This window comes from Deltaproteobacteria bacterium (genome assembly GCA_016183235.1).
Taxonomy (GTDB): Bacteria; UBA10199; UBA10199; order DSSB01; family JACPFA01; genus JACPFA01.
The window spans coordinates 44,392-62,083 of the sequence record JACPFA010000027.1; the positions used below are offsets into that span (position 1 = coordinate 44,392).

Annotated in this window: 20 protein-coding genes, 2 tRNA genes and 1 other RNA gene; 11 read left to right on the top strand and 12 right to left on the bottom strand. The window is 42.9% G+C overall.

From position 1 onward, the window contains the following. The first annotated feature begins 287 nt into the window (after positions 1-287). From mgtE to HYU97_06930, 3 genes are all read left to right on the top strand, one after another. Positions 288-1,604 (top strand): magnesium transporter, encoded by a 1,317-nt coding sequence (mgtE, locus tag HYU97_06920; GenBank protein ID MBI2336479.1) that lies wholly within the window; start codon positions 288-290, stop codon positions 1,602-1,604. A 100-nt stretch (positions 1,605-1,704) separates the two neighbouring features. Further along, complete coding sequence (locus tag HYU97_06925; protein MBI2336480.1) at positions 1,705-3,135, top strand: class II fructose-bisphosphate aldolase; 1,431 nt, start codon at positions 1,705-1,707, stop codon at positions 3,133-3,135. Positions 3,136-3,389: 254 nt separating this feature from the next. Then, complete coding sequence (locus HYU97_06930; GenBank protein MBI2336481.1) at positions 3,390-3,560, top strand: twin-arginine translocase TatA/TatE family subunit; 171 nt, start codon at positions 3,390-3,392, stop codon at positions 3,558-3,560. Between the two features lie 152 nt (positions 3,561-3,712). Here HYU97_06930 and HYU97_06935 read toward each other — a convergent pair whose 3' ends face one another. Continuing rightward, the gene (locus HYU97_06935; GenBank protein MBI2336482.1) at positions 3,713-5,473 is read right to left on the bottom strand and encodes an acyl-CoA dehydrogenase; all 1,761 of its coding nucleotides are present in this window, start codon (positions 5,471-5,473) and stop codon (positions 3,713-3,715) included. A gap of 126 nt (positions 5,474-5,599) precedes the next feature. Continuing rightward, positions 5,600-5,673: transfer RNA gene (locus HYU97_06940), tRNA-Pro, on the bottom strand. 429 nt (positions 5,674-6,102) lie between these two features. Between HYU97_06940 and HYU97_06945 the strand changes: the two genes are divergently transcribed. Beyond that, on the top strand, positions 6,103-6,996 hold the full coding sequence (locus tag HYU97_06945; protein MBI2336483.1) for a hypothetical protein: 894 nt from the start codon (positions 6,103-6,105) through the stop codon (positions 6,994-6,996). 209 nt (positions 6,997-7,205) lie between these two features. Here HYU97_06945 and HYU97_06950 read toward each other — a convergent pair whose 3' ends face one another. Together HYU97_06950 and HYU97_06955 are read right to left on the bottom strand one after the other, a co-directional pair. Next, on the bottom strand, positions 7,206-7,514 hold the full coding sequence (locus HYU97_06950) for an STAS-like domain-containing protein (GenBank protein MBI2336484.1): 309 nt from the start codon (positions 7,512-7,514) through the stop codon (positions 7,206-7,208). Continuing rightward, complete coding sequence (locus tag HYU97_06955; GenBank protein MBI2336485.1) at positions 7,511-8,482, bottom strand: hypothetical protein; 972 nt, start codon at positions 8,480-8,482, stop codon at positions 7,511-7,513. Before HYU97_06955 ends, HYU97_06950 begins: the two co-directional genes overlap by 4 nt. 567 nt (positions 8,483-9,049) lie before the next feature. Here HYU97_06955 and HYU97_06960 point away from each other — a divergent pair. Beyond that, positions 9,050-9,877, top strand: coding sequence for a hypothetical protein (locus HYU97_06960; GenBank protein ID MBI2336486.1), 828 nt, complete (start codon positions 9,050-9,052; stop codon positions 9,875-9,877). On the opposite strand, the gene HYU97_06965 is transcribed toward HYU97_06960, so the two are convergent. The 5 genes from HYU97_06965 to smpB form a co-directional block, all read right to left on the bottom strand. Then, the gene (locus tag HYU97_06965) at positions 9,874-10,101 is read right to left on the bottom strand and encodes a hypothetical protein (GenBank protein ID MBI2336487.1); all 228 of its coding nucleotides are present in this window, start codon (positions 10,099-10,101) and stop codon (positions 9,874-9,876) included. The genes HYU97_06960 and HYU97_06965 overlap by 4 nt on opposite strands. A 71-nt stretch (positions 10,102-10,172) precedes the next feature. Beyond that, the gene (locus tag HYU97_06970; GenBank protein MBI2336488.1) at positions 10,173-10,727 is read right to left on the bottom strand and encodes a nucleotidyltransferase; all 555 of its coding nucleotides are present in this window, start codon (positions 10,725-10,727) and stop codon (positions 10,173-10,175) included. After that, positions 10,711-10,962, bottom strand: a complete 252-nt coding sequence (locus HYU97_06975; protein ID MBI2336489.1) for a hypothetical protein — start codon at positions 10,960-10,962, stop codon at positions 10,711-10,713. The genes HYU97_06970 and HYU97_06975 overlap by 17 nt, the downstream gene beginning before the upstream one ends. A 90-nt stretch (positions 10,963-11,052) precedes the next feature. Continuing rightward, positions 11,053-11,412, bottom strand: a transfer-messenger RNA (tmRNA) gene (gene ssrA / locus HYU97_06980). Between the two features lie 198 nt (positions 11,413-11,610). Further along, complete coding sequence (gene smpB, locus HYU97_06985; GenBank protein ID MBI2336490.1) at positions 11,611-12,063, bottom strand: SsrA-binding protein SmpB; 453 nt, start codon at positions 12,061-12,063, stop codon at positions 11,611-11,613. A gap of 179 nt (positions 12,064-12,242) precedes the next feature. Between smpB and HYU97_06990 the strand changes: the two genes are divergently transcribed. After that, positions 12,243-13,007 (top strand): SDR family oxidoreductase, encoded by a 765-nt coding sequence (locus tag HYU97_06990; protein ID MBI2336491.1) that lies wholly within the window; start codon positions 12,243-12,245, stop codon positions 13,005-13,007. Here the strand turns inward: HYU97_06990 and grxD are convergent. Together grxD and HYU97_07000 are read right to left on the bottom strand one after the other, a co-directional pair. Continuing rightward, positions 12,990-13,304: a Grx4 family monothiol glutaredoxin gene (gene grxD, locus HYU97_06995; GenBank protein ID MBI2336492.1), complete on the bottom strand. Its 315-nt coding sequence runs from the start codon at positions 13,302-13,304 to the stop codon at positions 12,990-12,992. The genes HYU97_06990 and grxD overlap by 18 nt on opposite strands. Before the next feature lie 50 nt (positions 13,305-13,354). After that, positions 13,355-13,633 carry a BolA/IbaG family iron-sulfur metabolism protein gene (locus tag HYU97_07000; GenBank protein MBI2336493.1) on the bottom strand — a complete coding sequence of 93 codons (279 nt, stop codon included), beginning with the start codon at positions 13,631-13,633 and terminating at the stop codon, positions 13,355-13,357. A 99-nt stretch (positions 13,634-13,732) separates the two neighbouring features. Here HYU97_07000 and HYU97_07005 point away from each other — a divergent pair. The 3 genes from HYU97_07005 to HYU97_07015 all read left to right on the top strand — a co-directional run bounded on the left by HYU97_07005 (position 13,733) and on the right by HYU97_07015 (position 15,133). Then, positions 13,733-13,804, top strand: a tRNA-Glu gene (locus HYU97_07005). Positions 13,805-13,900: 96 nt separating this feature from the next. Further along, complete coding sequence (locus HYU97_07010) at positions 13,901-14,269, top strand: four helix bundle protein (protein MBI2336494.1); 369 nt, start codon at positions 13,901-13,903, stop codon at positions 14,267-14,269. A 156-nt stretch (positions 14,270-14,425) separates the two neighbouring features. Further along, positions 14,426-15,133, top strand: a complete 708-nt coding sequence (locus HYU97_07015) for a glycoside hydrolase family 25 protein (protein MBI2336495.1) — start codon at positions 14,426-14,428, stop codon at positions 15,131-15,133. A 68-nt stretch (positions 15,134-15,201) separates the two neighbouring features. Here the strand turns inward: HYU97_07015 and HYU97_07020 are convergent, their stop codons facing one another. Next, complete coding sequence (locus tag HYU97_07020) at positions 15,202-15,735, bottom strand: hypothetical protein (protein ID MBI2336496.1); 534 nt, start codon at positions 15,733-15,735, stop codon at positions 15,202-15,204. 178 nt (positions 15,736-15,913) lie between these two features. On the opposite strand from HYU97_07020, the gene bfr reads away from it, so the two are divergent. Next, entirely contained in the window at positions 15,914-16,387 is a 474-nt protein-coding gene (gene bfr, locus HYU97_07025; GenBank protein ID MBI2336497.1) for a bacterioferritin, read from the top strand. Between the two features lie 76 nt (positions 16,388-16,463). Continuing rightward, the gene (locus HYU97_07030; GenBank protein MBI2336498.1) at positions 16,464-17,687 is read left to right on the top strand and encodes a DEAD/DEAH box helicase; all 1,224 of its coding nucleotides are present in this window, start codon (positions 16,464-16,466) and stop codon (positions 17,685-17,687) included. Positions 17,688-17,692: the final 5 nt, after the last annotated feature.

Genomic DNA, 17,692 nt, shown 5'->3' on the forward strand with positions numbered 1-17,692 from the left:
CCGCGTTCTCGCCCAGAGGCGAGCCGCGGTTTTCCGTGCCCGCTAATCCGCATTGGGGGCCCCGGCGATTCCGCGATGGGTCGAAAAAGCTAACTCAACTGCAAAGTCGCCTCGCTCGCTTTTTATATCTCTGCAAATATTTACGAAGAAGTCTTTTCGAAGCCGGAAGAGGCTACTCGAAACCCCTTTGCTCGGGGTTGAGAGAGCCTCTGCCGGATTCGAAAAGACGTGGCGGATATTTGCCTTTTTCTTTGCCATTCCGCGCAAAGTGGTATTAAACCAATACCATGGCTGAATATTTATTATCTTTAGAAGACATCCAAGAACTTTGGCCGCTGCTTTCCCCGCAGGAGAAAGTGGAGAGTTTGCAATTTGTTCCCCGTCATTTAGCAGAAGACTTTTTTTTATCGCTTTCTGCCCATGACCAGGCCGAATTGGTGCTTAATCTTCCTCCCATGGATCGAAGATCCTGGGTGAGATTCTTACCTCCTGATGATGTGGCCGATATTTTGCAGAGTGTGAACAAAACTCGTTATGAAGATGTTTTGCCCTATTTAGACGACCAAACTCGAAAAGAAGTTAGTGCGCTCTTGGCCTATGCAGAAGATAATGCGGGTGGTTTGATGAATCCGCGGTTTGCCAGGCTCAGGCCCGAGATGAATTTAGATGAAGCTATCAGTTATTTAAAACGCCAAACTCGCGAACAAATCGAAACGATTTATTATACCTATGTGTTAGATGAGCAGCAGCATCTACTCGGTGTTGTATCTTTCCGTGAATTATTTTCAGGAAAACCTGAACTGAAGGTTAAAGATATTATGCGCATGGATATGGTGAAGGCCCTAGATACTATGGATCAAGAGGCCTTAAGCCGCCTTTTTACAAAATATAATTTACTGGCCATGCCGATTGTTGATTCCGAAAATCGGCTTAAAGGTATTGTTACCATCGATGACATCGTTGATGTTGTTAACGAAGAGGCCACCGAAGATATCCAAAAATTGGGTGGTATGGAGGCCTTAGAATCGCCTTATCTCAAAACCAGTTTTTTTCGCATGATTCGCAAAAGGGGAGGTTGGCTTTCGGCTTTATTTGTAGGTGAAATGTTAACGGCTTCGGTCATGGGTTATTTTGAAGTACACATTGTGCGTGCGGTTTTTTTAGCGATGTTCATCCCTTTGATTATTAGTAGTGGGGGCAATTCAGGTTCTCAAGCTTCTACCCTGGTGATTCGCGCCATGGCCTTGGGTGAGATTGGCTTCAGAGATTGGTGGATGGTGGTGCGACGTGAAATTTTTGTGGGTTTAACCTTGGGATCGATATTGGGAGCCATTGGGTTTTTGCGAGTCATTGCGTGGCAGGGGCTTTTTAATAGTTTTGGCCCCTACGCGACTAAAGTTGGTTTTACAGTATTTGGAAGTTTAGTGGGTGTGGTAACCTTTGGAACTTTAGCAGGTTCAGGCTTACCCTTTTTGTTAAAAAAGTGGAGATTAGATCCGGCCAGCGCCTCAGCCCCATTTGTAGCCACTTTGGTCGATGTTAGTGGGATTTTAATTTATTTTTCTTTGGCTGGGGTTTTATTACACGACGTGCTTTTTGGTTAAGCATTTTCGGGTTGACTGAAAGACGCAAGCGACTATTATTGTCATTGCGAGCGAAGGCGAAGCAATCTTCTATTTTATAAATGACTTAACAGGAGTATTCATGCAGCTGTTTGCAAAAATTGAAGATCTAAAAAAATCTTATGAAGGGGTTTTAACTTTATCTAATGATCTTACTCAAGTTACAGTATTAAATCCCAATTTAATTCGCGACCCATTAATCAACTCTTTAGTTTACAACGCCACGTTCAACTCCAATGCCGATATTGTTGCTGCCTGCCGGTGGCTTGTCCGTGCAACAGCTCAAGCCCTAGGCATTTTTCCCAGTTCCATACAACCTGTTTATGAAGCCATGGCAGCAGGAAAGTTAACGGGTTTTACAACACCAGCCATTAACGTGCGTGGTTTTACTTATGACTTTGTTGCTGCGGTACTTCGCGCAGCCAAGAAAAAAACCGCCTTCCCCGTTATTTTTGAATTGGCAAAATCCGAAATGGGTTATACCCAGCAAACCCCCGCAGAATATGCAACAGCGGTTATTGCTGCAGCCATCAAAGAAAATTATCAGGGCCCGCTTTATATTCAGGGTGATCATTTTCAAATCAGTGCGGCTAAATACACCAAAGATTCCACCCCTCAAGTCGAAGAAATTAAAAAATTGGTGAGCCAAGCTATCGAAGCAGGTTTTTATAATATCGATATCGACACTAGCACTTTAGTTGATCTTTCCAAATCAACCTTAACCGAACAACAGCGCACCAATTTTGAATTGGGTGCTTTATTTACGGAATATATTCGGAAAACCGAACCCAAGGATGTGACTATTTCGATTGGGGGTGAAATTGGCGAAGTGGGGCACAAAAATTCAACGGTTGAAGAATTGGTGGCCTATATGGATGGCTTTCACGGATGTTTAAAAGGAAAAAACATGAAAGGGCCGAGTAAAGTGAGTGTGCAAACCGGCACTAGCCATGGCGGGATTCCGCTCGCTGACGGTACGGTTGCTAAAGTCAAACTCGATTTTGATACATTGCGCGAGCTATCGAAAGTAGCGCGGGAACGTTATGGTATGTCGGGTGCGGTGCAACATGGGGCAAGCACTTTGCCCGATGAGCTGTTTCACAAATTTCCTGAAGTTAAGGCTAGTGAAATTCATTTGGCCACCGGTTTTCAAAATTTGATTTTAGATCACCCTCAATTTCCTATGAGCCTCAAACAAGAAATTTATGCTCATTTAAGAGAAAAATGTAAAGAGGAATGGAGTGCAGGGCAAACGGAGGAACAATTTTATTACAAAACTCGCAAAAAATCTTTTGGCCCCTTTAAAAAACAAATGTGGGATTTAGACGCCAATCTCAAAAAAGCAATCTTTACGACATTACAGGAAAAATTTGAATTTCTGTTTGATCAATTAAGTGTTTCAGGTAAGCGCCAAGAAGTTTTGAATTTTGCCAAGATTGATAAGGTCAACAAAAAGGCCCCCCCTTTTTTGCAAATAGAAAGCCCAAACGAGGCCAAACGTAAAGCTAGCTAGGTAACCGTCTGTCATTGCGAGCCCAACGGGCGTGGCAATCCCACCGCTTGAACAGAAGAGATTGCTTCGCCCTGCTGGGCTCGCAATGACAGATGCCCCCTATGAATTAGCCTTGTTTTATTGCTGGTTATCCACTATGTGGGTTGTGTCATCCAAGCCCCTGCCTGCGCAGGGGTAAACTCCGGCGGGGATCCAGGTTTTTCTAATGTTTCATGGATTCCTGCCTCCGCAGGAATGACAGGAAAGGATAAGTTATGTCGATGCCAAGCCTATGGGAATGGGGAGTGATTGTTTTGTTGGTAGTTTTGATCTTTGGGGCCAAGCGATTACCCGAGTTAGGTTCTTCTTTAGGTAAAGGGATTCGAAATTTTAAAAAGACGGTTTCGGGCGAATCTGACAAAGAAATCGAAAATAAAAAATCTTAATTCTGTCATTGCGAACCATGGGCTTCTCTGTCATTGCGAACCCAGCAGGGTGAAGCAGTCTCTTCTGCTTAACCGGTGAGATTGCCACGCTCGGCATTATGGGTCCCCCGGTCAAGCCGGGGGATGACAGAGGCAGCTCGCAATGACAGCTGTTAAAATTCTAACTCTAATCCCGACTCATCCCCGCTTTTCAACGACGTAAGCCGGCTTTCGGTTTGAGGCAGTATTTGGCTCACAAAGAAGCGCGCCGTTTTGATTTTATTTTCATAAAAAGTTTTTTCTTGGGCAAGGCTTGCAGATTTTAATTGATTACCTGCAATGCTAGCTGCCTTTAAAAGTAAAAAGGCCGACGTAACATCACCGCAAGAATTCAAAAAGGGCATTGCGTGAAGTTGGGCGTAGCCTAAATTTTCGCTCGATTTTTGGGCAAAAATTTCTACCGATTCTCTCAAGTGTTGCAGCGCTTTGTTGAGCTGAGGGATTAAAGCCCCCACCGTGGCATCTGATTTTGCCTGCTCACAAAATTGTTGAATCCATTCATAATAGGTTTTAAAAAGCCCACCATTTTTTAAGCGTAATTTTCTTCCTAAAAGATCTAAGGCTTGAACCCCATTGGTGCCTTCATAAATAGCCGAAATCTTCACATCCCGCAGATATTGTTCTACCGGGTATTCCCGGGTATAGCCATAACCGCCATGAACCATGACTGCTAAATTACAAATATCAAAACCTCGATCCGAACCATAGGCCTTGCAAATGGGTGTGAGAAAATCGATCAAATCTTCGGCAGGCTCGCGAACTTTGGTGTCGGGGTGATGATGCGACAAATCTTCAAAGATGGCGGCCGTGTAAATCATGGCCCGCAAAGCTTCAACATAAGCCTTTTGGGTGGCGAGCATGCGTTTAACATCGGGGTATTCGATGATTGAGGTGCTGCCCCCTTGCACGCGTTCTTTGGCATATTTTTTGGCATGCTCATAGGCGGTGGAGCCAATGGCTAGCCCTTGCAGGCCAACGTTTAGCCGGGCTTCGTTCATCAATTGAAACATTTGTGGCAGGCCCTGGCGGCGTTCTCCCACTAAAAAGCCACGGCATTTTTTATTATCCCCAAAGGTGACCAGGCAAGTAGGGGAGGCATTGATTCCCATTTTATGTTCGATGTTCACAACCTGAATGTCGTTGGGTTCACCAAGAGTTCCGTCAGAGTTAATCCATATTTTGGGTACGACAAAAAGAGAAATTCCTTTAGACCCGGCAGGGTCGCCTTCTACACGGGCTAGAACCAAGTGAATAATATTGTCGGCACAATTGTGGTCGCCACCGGTGATAAAGATTTTGGTGCCTTGAATGAGAAATGTGCCATCGTTTTGAGGAATGGCTTTGGTGCTGAGGTCGCCCACTGCGGTGCCAGCTTGGGGCTCGGTGAGACACATGGTGCCGGCCCACTCCCCTGAAAACATTTTTTGACAAACCTGTTTTTTTAATTCTTCAGTTCCGAATGTTGCAACTAAGTTAGAGGCCCCTTTGGTAAGCAACGAAAGTAGGGCAAAACTACAATTGGCCCCGATAAAATATTCCATTAATAAAGAATTGATGACCACCGGCAACCCTTGCCCGCCCCATTGGGGGTCAATATCTACCGCAAAAAAACCGTTTTGCCCATAAGCCTTGAAGAGTTCAGGAAAGCCTTCAGGAAGAATGACTTTGCCATTCACCAATTTTGCCCCAGTTTGATCGCCTTTTTGGTTCAGCGGGGCCATTTCGTTTTTGGCAAATTTCAAGGCCTCGTTGGCGATCATCAGATAATCATCGGCGCCATAGTCTTTATAAGGCGGGCAAGCTTTTAGGCCTTCAATGTCTAAAACATCTTTGAATAAAAACTCGATATCTTGCTGATCGATTAAATATTCCATAAGTTCCTTTCTAAAATTCTTTCTTAACCTCTATTTTCTATTATCCCATGCCATTTTCCAATTTTGTGCCATTTAAAGAAAATAGCATTAGAAAATGGAGGAAATTTTTCTGGCGCAAAATTTTTGTCGGGGTGCGGAGATTTGAACTCCGGACTTCTCGCACCCGAAACGAGCGCTCTACCGGGCTGAGCTACACCCCGATTCTCCACGGACCGCGGTCCTTTGGGTCTCTCGATTGCCTTAAAAGCCTGAAAAATTAAGGGAAGTAAAGAGAAAATAAAATATCATCCACGTCATCCCGGGCTTGACCCGGGATCCATGATGACAAGCGTGACAATCTTCCATTTTATTCTTAGATAAGCCTTTAATATCAAAAAAAGATCATTAAAATACATAACTGATGACTAAAATCACCATTATGGTGACATAAATTCCCAGAAATAATTTACACAATAGCCATTTTTTACAAATAGAATAATTAAAAATATTAAACAATATCAAATGCTTAATTAACAAATAACAATCTTTATCCAGTCTGGCATATACCTTGCACAAGATAAGAGTGGCATGCCCAAGAAGCATTTGGCCATTTGGGGCACGCAGATTTTAAATTAAAAGAGGAGTAAACAATGAACTTAAAGAAATTAATCATGTTAGGTTTTTTCGCCCTTACTTTGGTAGCGTGTGGGGGCTCCACTTCAACAGATAATAACGACAATAATAGTAACAATGGTGGTGGTAATCCTGGTGGTAATCTTGGTGATAATCCAAACCCTCCTATGGTTACTCCAGTGCCAACGCCAATTCCTTCTGAAGGGCCTGTGGAACAACAGGGCGGAACGGTTAATTGTACCGCATTCATTCAAGATACAAATAAATGTATACGAGCGGAAGTTTGTAACAACGGTGATGGCCCATGCCAGCTTGTTGCTCTCAATGTTTGTGCTCGTTATGATGCGACAGGCCAATGTGTTGCACAACGAGCATGTTTCGTAACAGGCGCTGATGAAAGTGGGGATATCATTGAATGTGGTGAAGAGGCGGTAGCTCCCGTTGCACCTCCCGCTCCTCCTCCTGCAGATGGTAATAATGGTGGTGGTGCTCGTGTCAATTCCTGTGACCATGCCTTGTATGCTGCAGTTCATCCGGATATTTGTGGAGCAAACTCTAAATGTGCTAATGTCGATTATGCGGCTTTAAATCCGGGTATTTGCGGTGATGATAATGCTAATTTTGCTGTAAAATGCCAAGGCGATGCTTTTCGTTTGCGAAATTGGCAATTATGTAAGGGCATTCCTATTGCAGCCCGCGAAGAGGCGGCTCCAGCGGGTGGTAATGGTGGTGGTTCTTATCAATTACCCAACATACAATTAAACTGTCGATGGGAAAATAGTACATACACTTGTAATGATGATGATAATGAACCTGTCACCGAGTTGTGTGTGGTTGGTTTTTATAGAGATGATCATGGAAGGCAACAACCAAGAAGGCAACAACCAATTGAACTTCCTTGTCGGAATTAATTAATAAAACTTATTTCAACAAAAAAGGCTGTGGCAATCCCACGGCCTTTTTTATTAGGCGGGCCAAGCCTTTCAAAAATAAAATCTGGCACCGATGCCACCACTAATATCACTAATATCAGAGCATGATGACGAAGGTACGATTTTTAGACTGCTTTGAAGCCGGCATCGTCTAAAAATTGGGCCTCCGTCATAAATTTTTATTCGACTCAATGATTGTCGTCATCACCAATGCCTTCCTGCATGTAATTTACGACAATACCAATAACCTTTTTGACATTTTCAGAGCAGGACTTGAAGGCAATGCGATCTAGAATTTCTACTCCAAATTTTCTTAATAAATCGCTGATAAGGGCATGAATAAATGATTGAGTTGCGGCATCAACTTGTTCAAAATCTAAAATAACTTCTTCATTTTTATTTAGAGAGGGGATGATTTCATTCATTCGAATATCTCGGGCGATGTCTTTGTTTTCAGCGAAGGTTCCTGCTAGCTTATAAATACTGATTTTTTTCATATAAATTTTGCCCTCCTATAGCGTGCGCGTTTCCTTTCGCGAACCGCTGAGCTGTATGTTTTTCCAATGGCATCCAGTAACTTGGAAAACTCTTCAGTTTGGTTAAGCGTGATGTCCACACCAACAGCCGTTCCTTGCCAATATGGGAAAGGGGTGTTTTCAATGCCAGTTGAATGCCTGTCTTTTAACGGGTCGGCGTGTAACGTAAAATTTTTCTTCTTTGATCTTTTTAACAATTTATAAAAACCATTTCCGCTGTAAATAACAAAAAAATCACGATTCACATAAGCAATTGATTTGATAAAAAAAAGCCCCGCTCCGGCATTTTGTTCGGTGCCCCCTTCTCTTCGGGTTGTACCGGTAATCCCAGGGGTTAATGCCAATTGAATAGCATCAAGGTCGGCTTCTGCTTGATGTGACTGATTAATTGTCTTTTTGATTCCTAACCCAGTGTCAGCAATTCCGATGCGAATCGCATTACTTTTTTCATAATACTGAGCGCACAAAACCGCACCATTTTTCGCACAAGCATGTTCAATGACATTTCGCGCCAGTTCGCTAACAATGTATCCTATGGTACGTGCTTGTTCTCCCTCCAAATGAAGTAACGGAATCATTTCAGTAATAAATTTTGTTAATTCATCGGATGTTCGTATTTGAGTGATGGGAACAAATCTCCCTGCAGGTTCATGTTCAGTTAGATTGATGTCTGATGGTAAACTCAAAATGTTGAAAAGGCCCATACGCACAAGATAGTGACCTGATCTGGCTTCTATTTTTTGAAAATGGATATTTTTTGGGTCAACTATTAAGCCCAAGGCTGCAACGATCGATAACACAATGGGGTGAACGGATATCCATTTGTCGTTGGAGGTAATCGTAAGAGAGGCGGGATCGGATGTGTCCAAGCTACGAATAAAAGGGTCAAGATTACCCAAAAAAGCGCTGTTAGGGAGATGGATTTTCATATTTACCGGGAATCCCGTATTATCGTAATAAGTACCTGGATTCCCGGTAATTGTCAATATCTTCTATCAATCATACGTAATGCCTCAGTTTTGCGGAAAGAGCGCTTGGGTTGTTGAAGAGCATGATAGAGCAATAATAGAGCAACAGAGCAATAGAGCAATAGAGCATGATGACGGAGGTACAAAGAGCATGATGATGAAGAGCATGATGATGAAGAGCATGATGACGGAGGTACGATTTTGAGGCTGCTTTGAAGCCGGCATCGTCTAAAAATTGGGCCTCCATCATAAATTTTTTTGCCTAAATAAACCATTTAAAATTCAATAATATGCATAATAAATGTATATTAAATAAAATAAAATACATATTTTTACTAAAAAACTCACGGATTCTAAACAATTTATAAATTTTTAGATAGTTAAAATTAAGTAATATCAATAAGTTATAATTAAAATAATCTTTTTTGTACTCATTGGCACTACCCTTGCAATCTAACTCTATATGAAATTTGGTCGTCCTTTAAATGGTATGGGGCGATCTTAGTTAAATTTAAGAAAGGAATTTTTATGAAGTTACGTAATCTATTTATTTTAGCGATGACCGCGGCTACGTTAGTGGCTTGTGGTGGTGGTAATACCGGTAACGGTGGTAATAATAACAATGGTAACAATAACGGCAGTGTCGGTAATGCGGGTCCCGTTGCAACTTCTGACTCTGTAGAAGTTGAAGATAGGGGTGCTTTTGACCCAACCCCTCCGCCTGTGGAGCTTGATGATCAAGAGCCAGGGCAGGGAGTTGAAGATCCTCAAGTGGAGCCTGGTGATCAAGAACCAGGGCAAGGAGTTGAAGATCCTCAAGTAGATCCAGAGGCAGATGCTCCTGCTAACCCAGACAATGGGAATGATGCTCAGTTTGACCCTTGTCGGTTTGACCCTGGGCTGCGTTTTTGTAACCCAGTTGATATTCATTTCCCTACAAGGGGTCAGGTCAACCCTCTGCCTCCTTTTGGAAATAACAACGGTGATGACGAACCAGCTGCTGAAGAGGAACAGGCTGAGCAAGCTGTACCCAATGATGAATTTGCCAGGCGTCGGGAAGCGTGTCTAGCTATACCTGACCGTCGGTCGCAACAGCTTTGTCTGCAAGATTTATTTTCAGATATTTTTGCAGCCCAACAAGAAGAAGAGGCCAGGCGAGAAGCGGCTAATCGAATTCCAGCCCAACAAGAGCCGGACATGCGTTTAGATTGTGATGGCCAATGGGCTTTCGAGCGAAATGCGAATGGAATTGGTGGACAAATTGTTTGTCGCCCCATCGAAGACCCTTGTGCTGAATTTGCCGAAGATTCAATCGACTATATCCGTTGTGTGGCTGATTTAGCTCATAACTCTTAATTGTTAAACCTACTGATAAGATAAAAGGCCGTGGCGACCCCACGGCCTTTTTTATTTAAGAGGGCCAAGCCTTTCAAAAATAAAACCTGGCATCGCATCACGCACAAACGACCATGCGCCCACACCGTGGGCTCGCCCACATAAAGCCCAAGCCCAAAGCGCTTGCCTTCCGGACCATAAGGGGAAGGAGGCTCGGCCCACGAATAGGGGGTGATGGTGCACACTTAGCACCGATTATGAACACCCAAAAAATTTTATCAACCCTAAATTTAAAGATTTGAATACGAAAGGAGGGTCAAGGCTTCATTTTCATAAATTCTTGAATCAGGGTAGAGTCATCTAGCGCCTTTTCGAATTGTTTAAGCCAGTTTAAAATATAATCTTTATCGAGTTTTTCTTTTTGCCTTTTAACAACGCCTTCAACATCTTCTCGGTCGCGAGGGCGTGTGGAAATCATTTTATAGATGATAAGGTCTTCTGGGGTACATACTTTGATCCAGTCTCCTGGGGTGGCCTCTATGTCTTTAGCCCTCTCAATAGCTTGAATGTCAAAAGAGGTTTCGGCTAACAGCAAGTCTACCCTCATGCCTTGGGGATCTGTAAAAAATAAAAATCCCATTTTTTTAAGGGTTGCCTCAGGGTCTTTTGCAAGAGGTTGGAGATGAGTTGGGAGTGCAGCCAAAAGATCCTTTGCCCTCGGTCGGTCTAACAATACCTTGAGATCAATATCTCGGGTGATTCTGGGATTTCCATAAAATGCAACTGCGAGGCCGCCGATAACAGCGCTGGGAATGCCTGCCTTGGAAAGGTGGTCTTGAAGGAGGGAGGTGTTTTTAAAAAGGTGTTGCACAGTGTGTTTTTTGCCATTCAGACAATTTCTTTAGCCTTTCTTGGTGCTGAAGAAGATAATGAAACCGCTCATCGCGAAAGGTTTGTTCTGATGCATCCAAGTAAGGTAAAAAAAGATTATACAAATCATTATAGGCCGTTGCGCTTTTTTGAGGACTATCGTTGATAGGTAGTTCTCTTTCCTGTTCGTTTAACCAAGTCCCCATTTCCCTTAATGATTTCAAATTATTATTCATATTACCTTTTGTAATTAACCTACCATTTTACGTAGGAAAAATCCACGGCTTTCAAAACGTTCACTACAGTGATTTTAAAATCACTCCAAATGGTGGAGGCGGAGGGTAATCGAACCCTCGTCCGCAAACCTTTGACAACCGCATCTACAAGCTTAGCTCGCAATTTGAGTTTAACTTAATCAATCTCCTACGAGCGGGATCTTGCTTAAGCGATCCTTTAAAGTTTCATTGTTAACCTAAAGGCTCAGGTTAACAACTATCCCACTAAGTGTCGCCCTCAAGCCCCCGTGGGAGAAAGACTCAAAAGCGTAGCTGCGCTATTAGGCAGCTAAAGCGAGATCTGCATCATAGTTTGCAGTTATATTGTGCCTAACTTTTTACAAGGTGGACAGGCTTCCTTGGCTTGCCACAAGTCATCTCTGAATTCGCGTCGAATCCAAATTCGCCCCCAATCAATCGCTTCGCATAATTGGCTTACTACTGCGTTCAAAGCAAATTCCTTCGCGGAGCTTGTCCTGAGCGTACGCGAAGGAACGTACTCAAAGTACGTCTCGCTCGAAATTCGCTTTGTGCCTTGTATTAAGCCAATTCTGCGAAGCTGTAGTCCAAATATAAGTTCTTCTTACAACAATTTCAATAGCGTAAATATTATCTCCTCTTTTTCATCGCCCGGGCGATTTCGCGGTCGGTGTCGCGTTTTTTCATGTCTTGGCGTTTATCGTGGGCTTGTTTACCTTTGGCTAATCCCAATTCAACTTTGACTTTGCCTTTTTGAAAATAGAGTTTCAAAGGTACAACCGTTAGGCCTTTTTCTTTGATCTTACTTATGAGCCGATCAATTTCTTCACGATGTAACAATAATTTTCGGGTACGAGTAGGTTCGTGGTTAAATTGGTTGGCTGGTGGGTAGGGGGAAATATGGCAATTGATCAAAAACAATTCGTGGTTGCGAATATGGGCATAGGCATCGGTTAGATTAACCTTGCCTTCACGAAGTGATTTGACCTCCGAGCCTTGCAGCATAATGCCTGCCTCATAGGTGTCGAGGATTTGATAATTAAATCGTGCCTTACGATTGACAACAATATCAGATTCGCCCATATATTGGTTCTTTATTTGACAATTGCTATAGTGAATTAACTTTTCAGCAGGCTGTCATCCTCGCGAAGGCGGGGATCCAGCAGTTCCGTAAGTATAATAAGTACTGGATTCCCACCTTCGCGGGAATGACAAAAAATGTACTATCAAAAAGTTCAAACTACCATATTAATCGAGCTAATATGAAATTCAAAGGCAAAAAGGCGCTTATTACAGGGTCTTCACGGGGATTAGGCAAGGCTATTGCGCTCAATCTGGCCAAAGCAGGTTGTGATATCATCGTGCATTATCGCCGCGACGAAGGCGCTGCTGCTGGCATGGTACAGGAATTACAGCAGTTGGGGGTTAACGCCGATTTGGCGCAAGCTGATTTAGTGGATATTCAACAAGTCAAAAAGTTATGGCAAGAAATTAAAGTGAAACATCCACAAATTGATTTTTTCATTGCCAATGCAGCGAGCACCGCCTTTAAACCGTTATTAATGGTTGAAGAAAAGCATATCCAGATGACCTTTGATTTGGTGGTGAAGGGTTTTGTTTTGGGCGTTAAAGAGGTGGTGAACGTCATGCCCCCCGGTGGTGCCATTATTGCGATTTCGGGGATGGATACTCTACGAGTGTGTCCCAATCATGGTTTGCTGGGTGCAGCTAAAGCAAGCCTTGAAATGTTGATTCGTTATTATGCAGTGGAGTTAGCTGAAAAGAAAATTTATTGTTATGGTTTAAACCCAGGGTTTTTAGATACCGATTCAACGCGGTTTTATTTGGGGAGTGGGTTCGAGCAAGTGTTGGGCAAAGTGCAAAGTCAGGCCCCTTATCCAGCTGCGACCCAAAGCGACGAAATGGCCAAGCTAGTCAACTTCTTGTGCACCGAAGCAGCGCGTAGCCTAACCGGGCAAACCTTGATCGCTGATGGTGGCTCGAATAGTTTATTTAACCTTGGCTAAGATAGTTTTTAATTCGCCGGTTTGGTGAAGCTCGCTCACAATGTCGCAACCACCTACGAATTCGCCTTTGACAAAGAGCTGGGGAAGGGTAGGCCAGTTGCTGTATTGCTTCACCCCTTCGCGGATATTATTGTCGGCTAAGACATCGATGCCTTGAAAGGGGACTTGATAAGAATCGAGAATTTTTACCACCCGTGCAGAGAACCCACATTGCGGGGCCTGCGGAGTGCCTTTCATAAAGAGCACGACGTTGTTGTTTTGAATTACTTCTTTTAATTTGGTTTGAATGTCGTTCATAATCACCTTCGTCATCCCGGTTTCGAGCCTGGATCTTATGGTTTGTCGCATTATCTGGATTCCGGGTCAAGCCCGGAATGACGCAACAGTTCCCACTTTTGTGGAGTATAGGTTTTTAAACTTAAGGCATGAAGTTCGCCGGAATTTAAATAGGGTCTAAAAATTTCGTTAATCATTTGATGCTGGGCTACCATGGATTTGTCTTCAAACTCTTTGGCAATTACCGTTACTTCAAAATGATTATTGTCGCCTACTAAATCGACCACTTGCACTTGAGCCAGCGGCATAGTGGCTTGAATGGTTTGTTGGATGCGTTGTGGGTTGAACATAAGAGGATTTCACTAATAATTTTAGCAGACGAATGTCAATAACAACTCTTGATCTTTCGAATTCTTAAGTTTAGAGCACGAGGCCAATAAGCCAAAAGAGCTCCCATCGTCTAACGGTTAGGACGCGGCCCTCTCAAGGCCGTAGTACGGGTTCGATCCCCGTTGGGAGCAAAATTTTTCGCAAGAAAAATTTCCTCTATTTTCTATAGCTATTTTCCAGTGCGAAAAATTGGAAAATGGCATTAGAGAATAGCGTTAGAGGTCTTGATGCCATTTCCATTTGAACATCTTGATGTTTATAAGAGATCGCTTGATTTTGTTGAGTCTATTGAATCGTTGTCATCCAAGCTCAAAGGTAAAGCTTCTTACAGTCTCATTGATCAGCTCACCAGAGCTGCTCTCTCCATTCCCCTCAACATCGCCGAAGGCAATGGTCGTTGGCACAAAGGCGAAAAACGTCAGTTCTTTTGGATTGCTCGGGGTTCCGTATTTGAATGTGTTCCGATCGTTCAAGTTTTATATCGCAAACAACTCATCGATGAGAGACAATACGCAGGTTACTATGCACAACTTGACGTCATCGCCAAAATGCTCACCAATTTAGTGAAGTCAGTTGAAGATTTGAAAAGAGAATAAAGTGTTTGCCAAACTTTTATACTCAGGAACACACATAAAAAATTAAATGTTATCTCAGTACACGCAGTTCTAAAAGCGTCCAGTTGGGAGCGCCATTAAGGTGATTCTCTGGTATGAATTTGAATCTTACTTCAAAGATGCTAACATGAGTCTGAAATGTCCGTGAAAAGAGTGGTAAAACTATTATTGGTAGTCTCTATTTTATCGTTAGTGGCTTATTTTTATTATATTAATTTTGAGCCAGATAGAAAATTATTTCCTATTAGAGGCATTGATATTTCCCATCATCAAGGACAAATCAACTGGGATTTGGTGAGTAAAAACGATGTTCAATTTGTTTTTATTAAAGCTAGCGAAGGGCGTGATTTTAAAGACACCAATTTTTTGACAAACTGGAATAATGCAAAAAATGCTGGTATTTTACGCGGTGCTTACCATTTTTTTTCATTATGTGCATCGGGGCGTGAACAGGCCGCGAATTTTATTGCGGCCGTACCCGTAGAAGTAAATACTTTACCACCAGTTGTTGACTTAGAATATGGTGGCAACTGTGCAAACCGCCCTGACAAAGCGGAATTGACAAAACAGCTTAGAGACTATTCTGAAGAGATTGAAAAACACTATAATCGAAAGCCATTTTTCTACGTTACCAGAAAATTCTATAAACAATATTTGTTATCAAACGAATTTTTTGATTATTCTGAATATCCTTTGTGGGTAAGAGGTATCATAACCAAACCTGATGACAAAATGGGATGGGTTATCTGGCAGTATCATAATCGTGGCCATGTGGATGGTATCGAAACACCGGTTGATCTAAATGTTTGGCGGGCAGGAGATCATCTAGAACAATGGCTGCAATAATCGATCATATCAGAGTGACACAATAGACCAGCATCACCAAGGACAACCACATATCAGTGATGAAATCTTTATTTGCCGGTTTGAATTCTTGCCTGTGGGAAACTGCCAAACCAGTTCTTTGCCTCCTTTTGCGAGGTTAAGACTTTAGAGATATGCACTTCTATACAGTGGCCACTAGCGGCAGAGATAAGATGAGCTTTTAACTGTGTGAAGGGCGGAAATCGAATAGAATAATATAAAGCGAATGTTTTTCCATCATCAGCTTTATATGCCTTGTACTCGGAGTCGGCCAATCCATATCGTCGTTTTACAATGTCATGGATAGTAGATTGGGCACACTCAAGTGGTGTCATACCTGTATCCGCCGTTGGAGTGATAATCGATAAGTCGTAAGAACCACTAGAGCCTTGATATCGAAGATGAGGCCTTGTTTTTGATAGTAAATGAGGCTTCATTACAATTTTGGGCAACTCGGGTATTGAAATTTTTACTTTGGGGTTTGTTATTTCAAAGGAAAACGATTCGGCAAATACTGAAGAAGAGTCAGCCATCAATAACAAGACAAATAGAACTCGGAGAATCAGATTTTTTAAATTTTTCAAATGGTTCCTCCTGGTATGGTGGCTTTTTTTGTTTGCATAGCTGAGATGGTCGGGTTTGTCTAGACCGTCATAAGCTGTGACTCGGTCGAAGGACTTAAAAATTTAAGTGGTGTGGGAACGGATTGCGGTTCTTGTGTGAGGGTGCTAGAGGCTGTCTTTAGCCAAGGAAGGAGAAGTTATGACCAACAAACCCATTATCGATGTTCTGAACGACGCCTTAAGTGCCGAACTCACGGCAATCAATCAATATTTTGTTCATGCTGAGATGTGTGAAGATTGGGGCTATGAACGCCTACAAGAAAAAATTCGTAAGCAATCTATGGGAGAAATGAAGCACGCTGAACAGTTGATTGAACGGGTCCTTTTTCTAAAAGGCATTCCCAATGTGCAACGTCTAGGAAAAATTAACATTGGGGAAACAGTAATCGAACAGCTTAAAGAAGACCTTGCCCTTGAACAGGTGGCTTTAGTTCGACTCAATGCAGGCATTCAAACCTGTCGTGAGGCTGGCGACAACGGGTCAGCAGAACTTTTAGAAAATATCCTGATTTCAGAAGAAGACCATGTTCACTGGCTTGAATCGCAATTAAATTTAATAGCCCAAGTTGGCGAACAAAATTACCTTGCTCAACAGATCAAAGAGGCAAAGTGATTTATAGTAAATGCAAGGCCAAAGTTTACCTATAGCTTCTTTTCTTCAAATGAAGTAGAAGGACGCCTTAGGTTTTATGACATATTCTTCTAATGAAGCCGCTTTGGGTTTTTCAACTCTGGGGATTGCGCCCCGCCTGCTTGAAGTCTTGAGGCAATTAAAATTCAAAGTACCAACCCCCATCCAACATCAATCCATCCCTGCAGGGCTTGAAGGCAAAGATATCATGGGTATTGCACAGACGGGAACGGGCAAAACCATGGCTTTTGGCATTCCTATGGTGCAACGCCTCCAAAGTTTTGCCGGGCGAGGGCTGGTGCTGGTGCCAACTCGTGAACTGGCATTGCAAGTCGAAGAGGCCATTCAAAAAATTGGCCGAACCGTTGGGATAAACACCGCTGTGCTAATTGGTGGGGAGCCTATTCATCGTCAGTTGAGGGCATTGCAACGCCGGCCTAGGATTATCATTGCTACACCGGGGCGGTTGATCGATCACCTTGAACAAAGAACGGTTACATTGCATGACATCAAAGTCCTCGTTTTAGATGAGGCCGATCGCATGTTAGATATGGGGTTCGCCCCGCAGATCAGCCAAATTTTAAGAACCATCCCTAAAGAACGGCAGACGATGCTGTTTTCGGCAACCATGCCACCCGCCATCGTTAGATTAGCCGCCTCTTATATGATTTTACCGGTAAGGATTGAAGTTGCTCCATCGGGTACAGCTGCTGAAAATATAGAGCAAGAAATTATCGTGGTTCATCGTGAATCTAAATTAGCGTTGTTAGAAACTCTTTTGAAAGAAAACCTTGGGACCGTACTCGTTTTTTCCCGCACCAAGTTTGGGGCAAAAAAAATCTGCCGAGCCTTGCATCGAGTAGGTTATAATGTAGCCGAGATCCACTCGGATCGCTCGCTTGGTCAACGGCGGCAAGCCCTGGATGGTTTTAAGTCAGGGAAGTATCGAGTTTTAGTGGCGACTGATATTGCGGCACGAGGGATTGATGTGACCAATATTGAATTGGTGATTAACTTTGATCTTCCAGATAATTCAGGCGATTATGTGCATCGCATTGGCCGTACCGGAAGAGCAGGTCTTCAAGGGAGGGCTATTTCTTTTGCGACTCCTGACCAAAGAAGTAATATTCGAAGTATTGAAAATTTAATTCGCAAGACATTAAAAATTATCCCCTTGCCCGCCACCTTACAGCGCCCTGGTGCTCAAAAAACACCAACTTTACATTCGTTGCCTGCCCCTTCAGCTCGTCGAGATCGAAAAAGAAGACGATTTTTTTCTTAATGGGG

Excerpts from the sequence above, each read along its gene's own strand:
- HYU97_07030 (MBI2336498.1), top strand. The coding sequence starts at position 16,464 with ATGACATATTCTTCTAATGAAGCCGCTTTGGGTTTTTCAACTCTGGGG.
- HYU97_06990 (MBI2336491.1), top strand. The coding sequence starts at position 12,243 with ATGAAATTCAAAGGCAAAAAGGCGCTTATTACAGGGTCTTCACGGGGA.
- HYU97_06960 (MBI2336486.1), top strand. The coding sequence starts at position 9,050 with ATGAAGTTACGTAATCTATTTATTTTAGCGATGACCGCGGCTACGTTA.
- bfr (MBI2336497.1), top strand. The coding sequence starts at position 15,914 with ATGACCAACAAACCCATTATCGATGTTCTGAACGACGCCTTAAGTGCC.
- HYU97_07010 (MBI2336494.1), top strand. The coding sequence starts at position 13,901 with ATGCCATTTCCATTTGAACATCTTGATGTTTATAAGAGATCGCTTGAT.
- smpB (MBI2336490.1), bottom strand. The coding sequence starts at position 12,063 with ATGGGCGAATCTGATATTGTTGTCAATCGTAAGGCACGATTTAATTAT.
- HYU97_06955 (MBI2336485.1), bottom strand. The coding sequence starts at position 8,482 with ATGAAAATCCATCTCCCTAACAGCGCTTTTTTGGGTAATCTTGACCCT.
- HYU97_06950 (MBI2336484.1), bottom strand. The coding sequence starts at position 7,514 with ATGAAAAAAATCAGTATTTATAAGCTAGCAGGAACCTTCGCTGAAAAC.
- HYU97_06935 (MBI2336482.1), bottom strand. The coding sequence starts at position 5,473 with ATGGAATATTTAATCGATCAGCAAGATATCGAGTTTTTATTCAAAGAT.
- HYU97_06925 (MBI2336480.1), top strand. The coding sequence starts at position 1,705 with ATGCAGCTGTTTGCAAAAATTGAAGATCTAAAAAAATCTTATGAAGGG.
- HYU97_06945 (MBI2336483.1), top strand. The coding sequence starts at position 6,103 with ATGAACTTAAAGAAATTAATCATGTTAGGTTTTTTCGCCCTTACTTTG.
- HYU97_07015 (MBI2336495.1), top strand. The coding sequence starts at position 14,426 with ATGTCCGTGAAAAGAGTGGTAAAACTATTATTGGTAGTCTCTATTTTA.
- HYU97_07000 (MBI2336493.1), bottom strand. The coding sequence starts at position 13,633 with ATGTTCAACCCACAACGCATCCAACAAACCATTCAAGCCACTATGCCG.
- HYU97_06975 (MBI2336489.1), bottom strand. The coding sequence starts at position 10,962 with ATGAATAATAATTTGAAATCATTAAGGGAAATGGGGACTTGGTTAAAC.
- HYU97_06930 (MBI2336481.1), top strand. The coding sequence starts at position 3,390 with ATGTCGATGCCAAGCCTATGGGAATGGGGAGTGATTGTTTTGTTGGTA.
- grxD (MBI2336492.1), bottom strand. The coding sequence starts at position 13,304 with ATGAACGACATTCAAACCAAATTAAAAGAAGTAATTCAAAACAACAAC.
- mgtE (MBI2336479.1), top strand. The coding sequence starts at position 288 with ATGGCTGAATATTTATTATCTTTAGAAGACATCCAAGAACTTTGGCCG.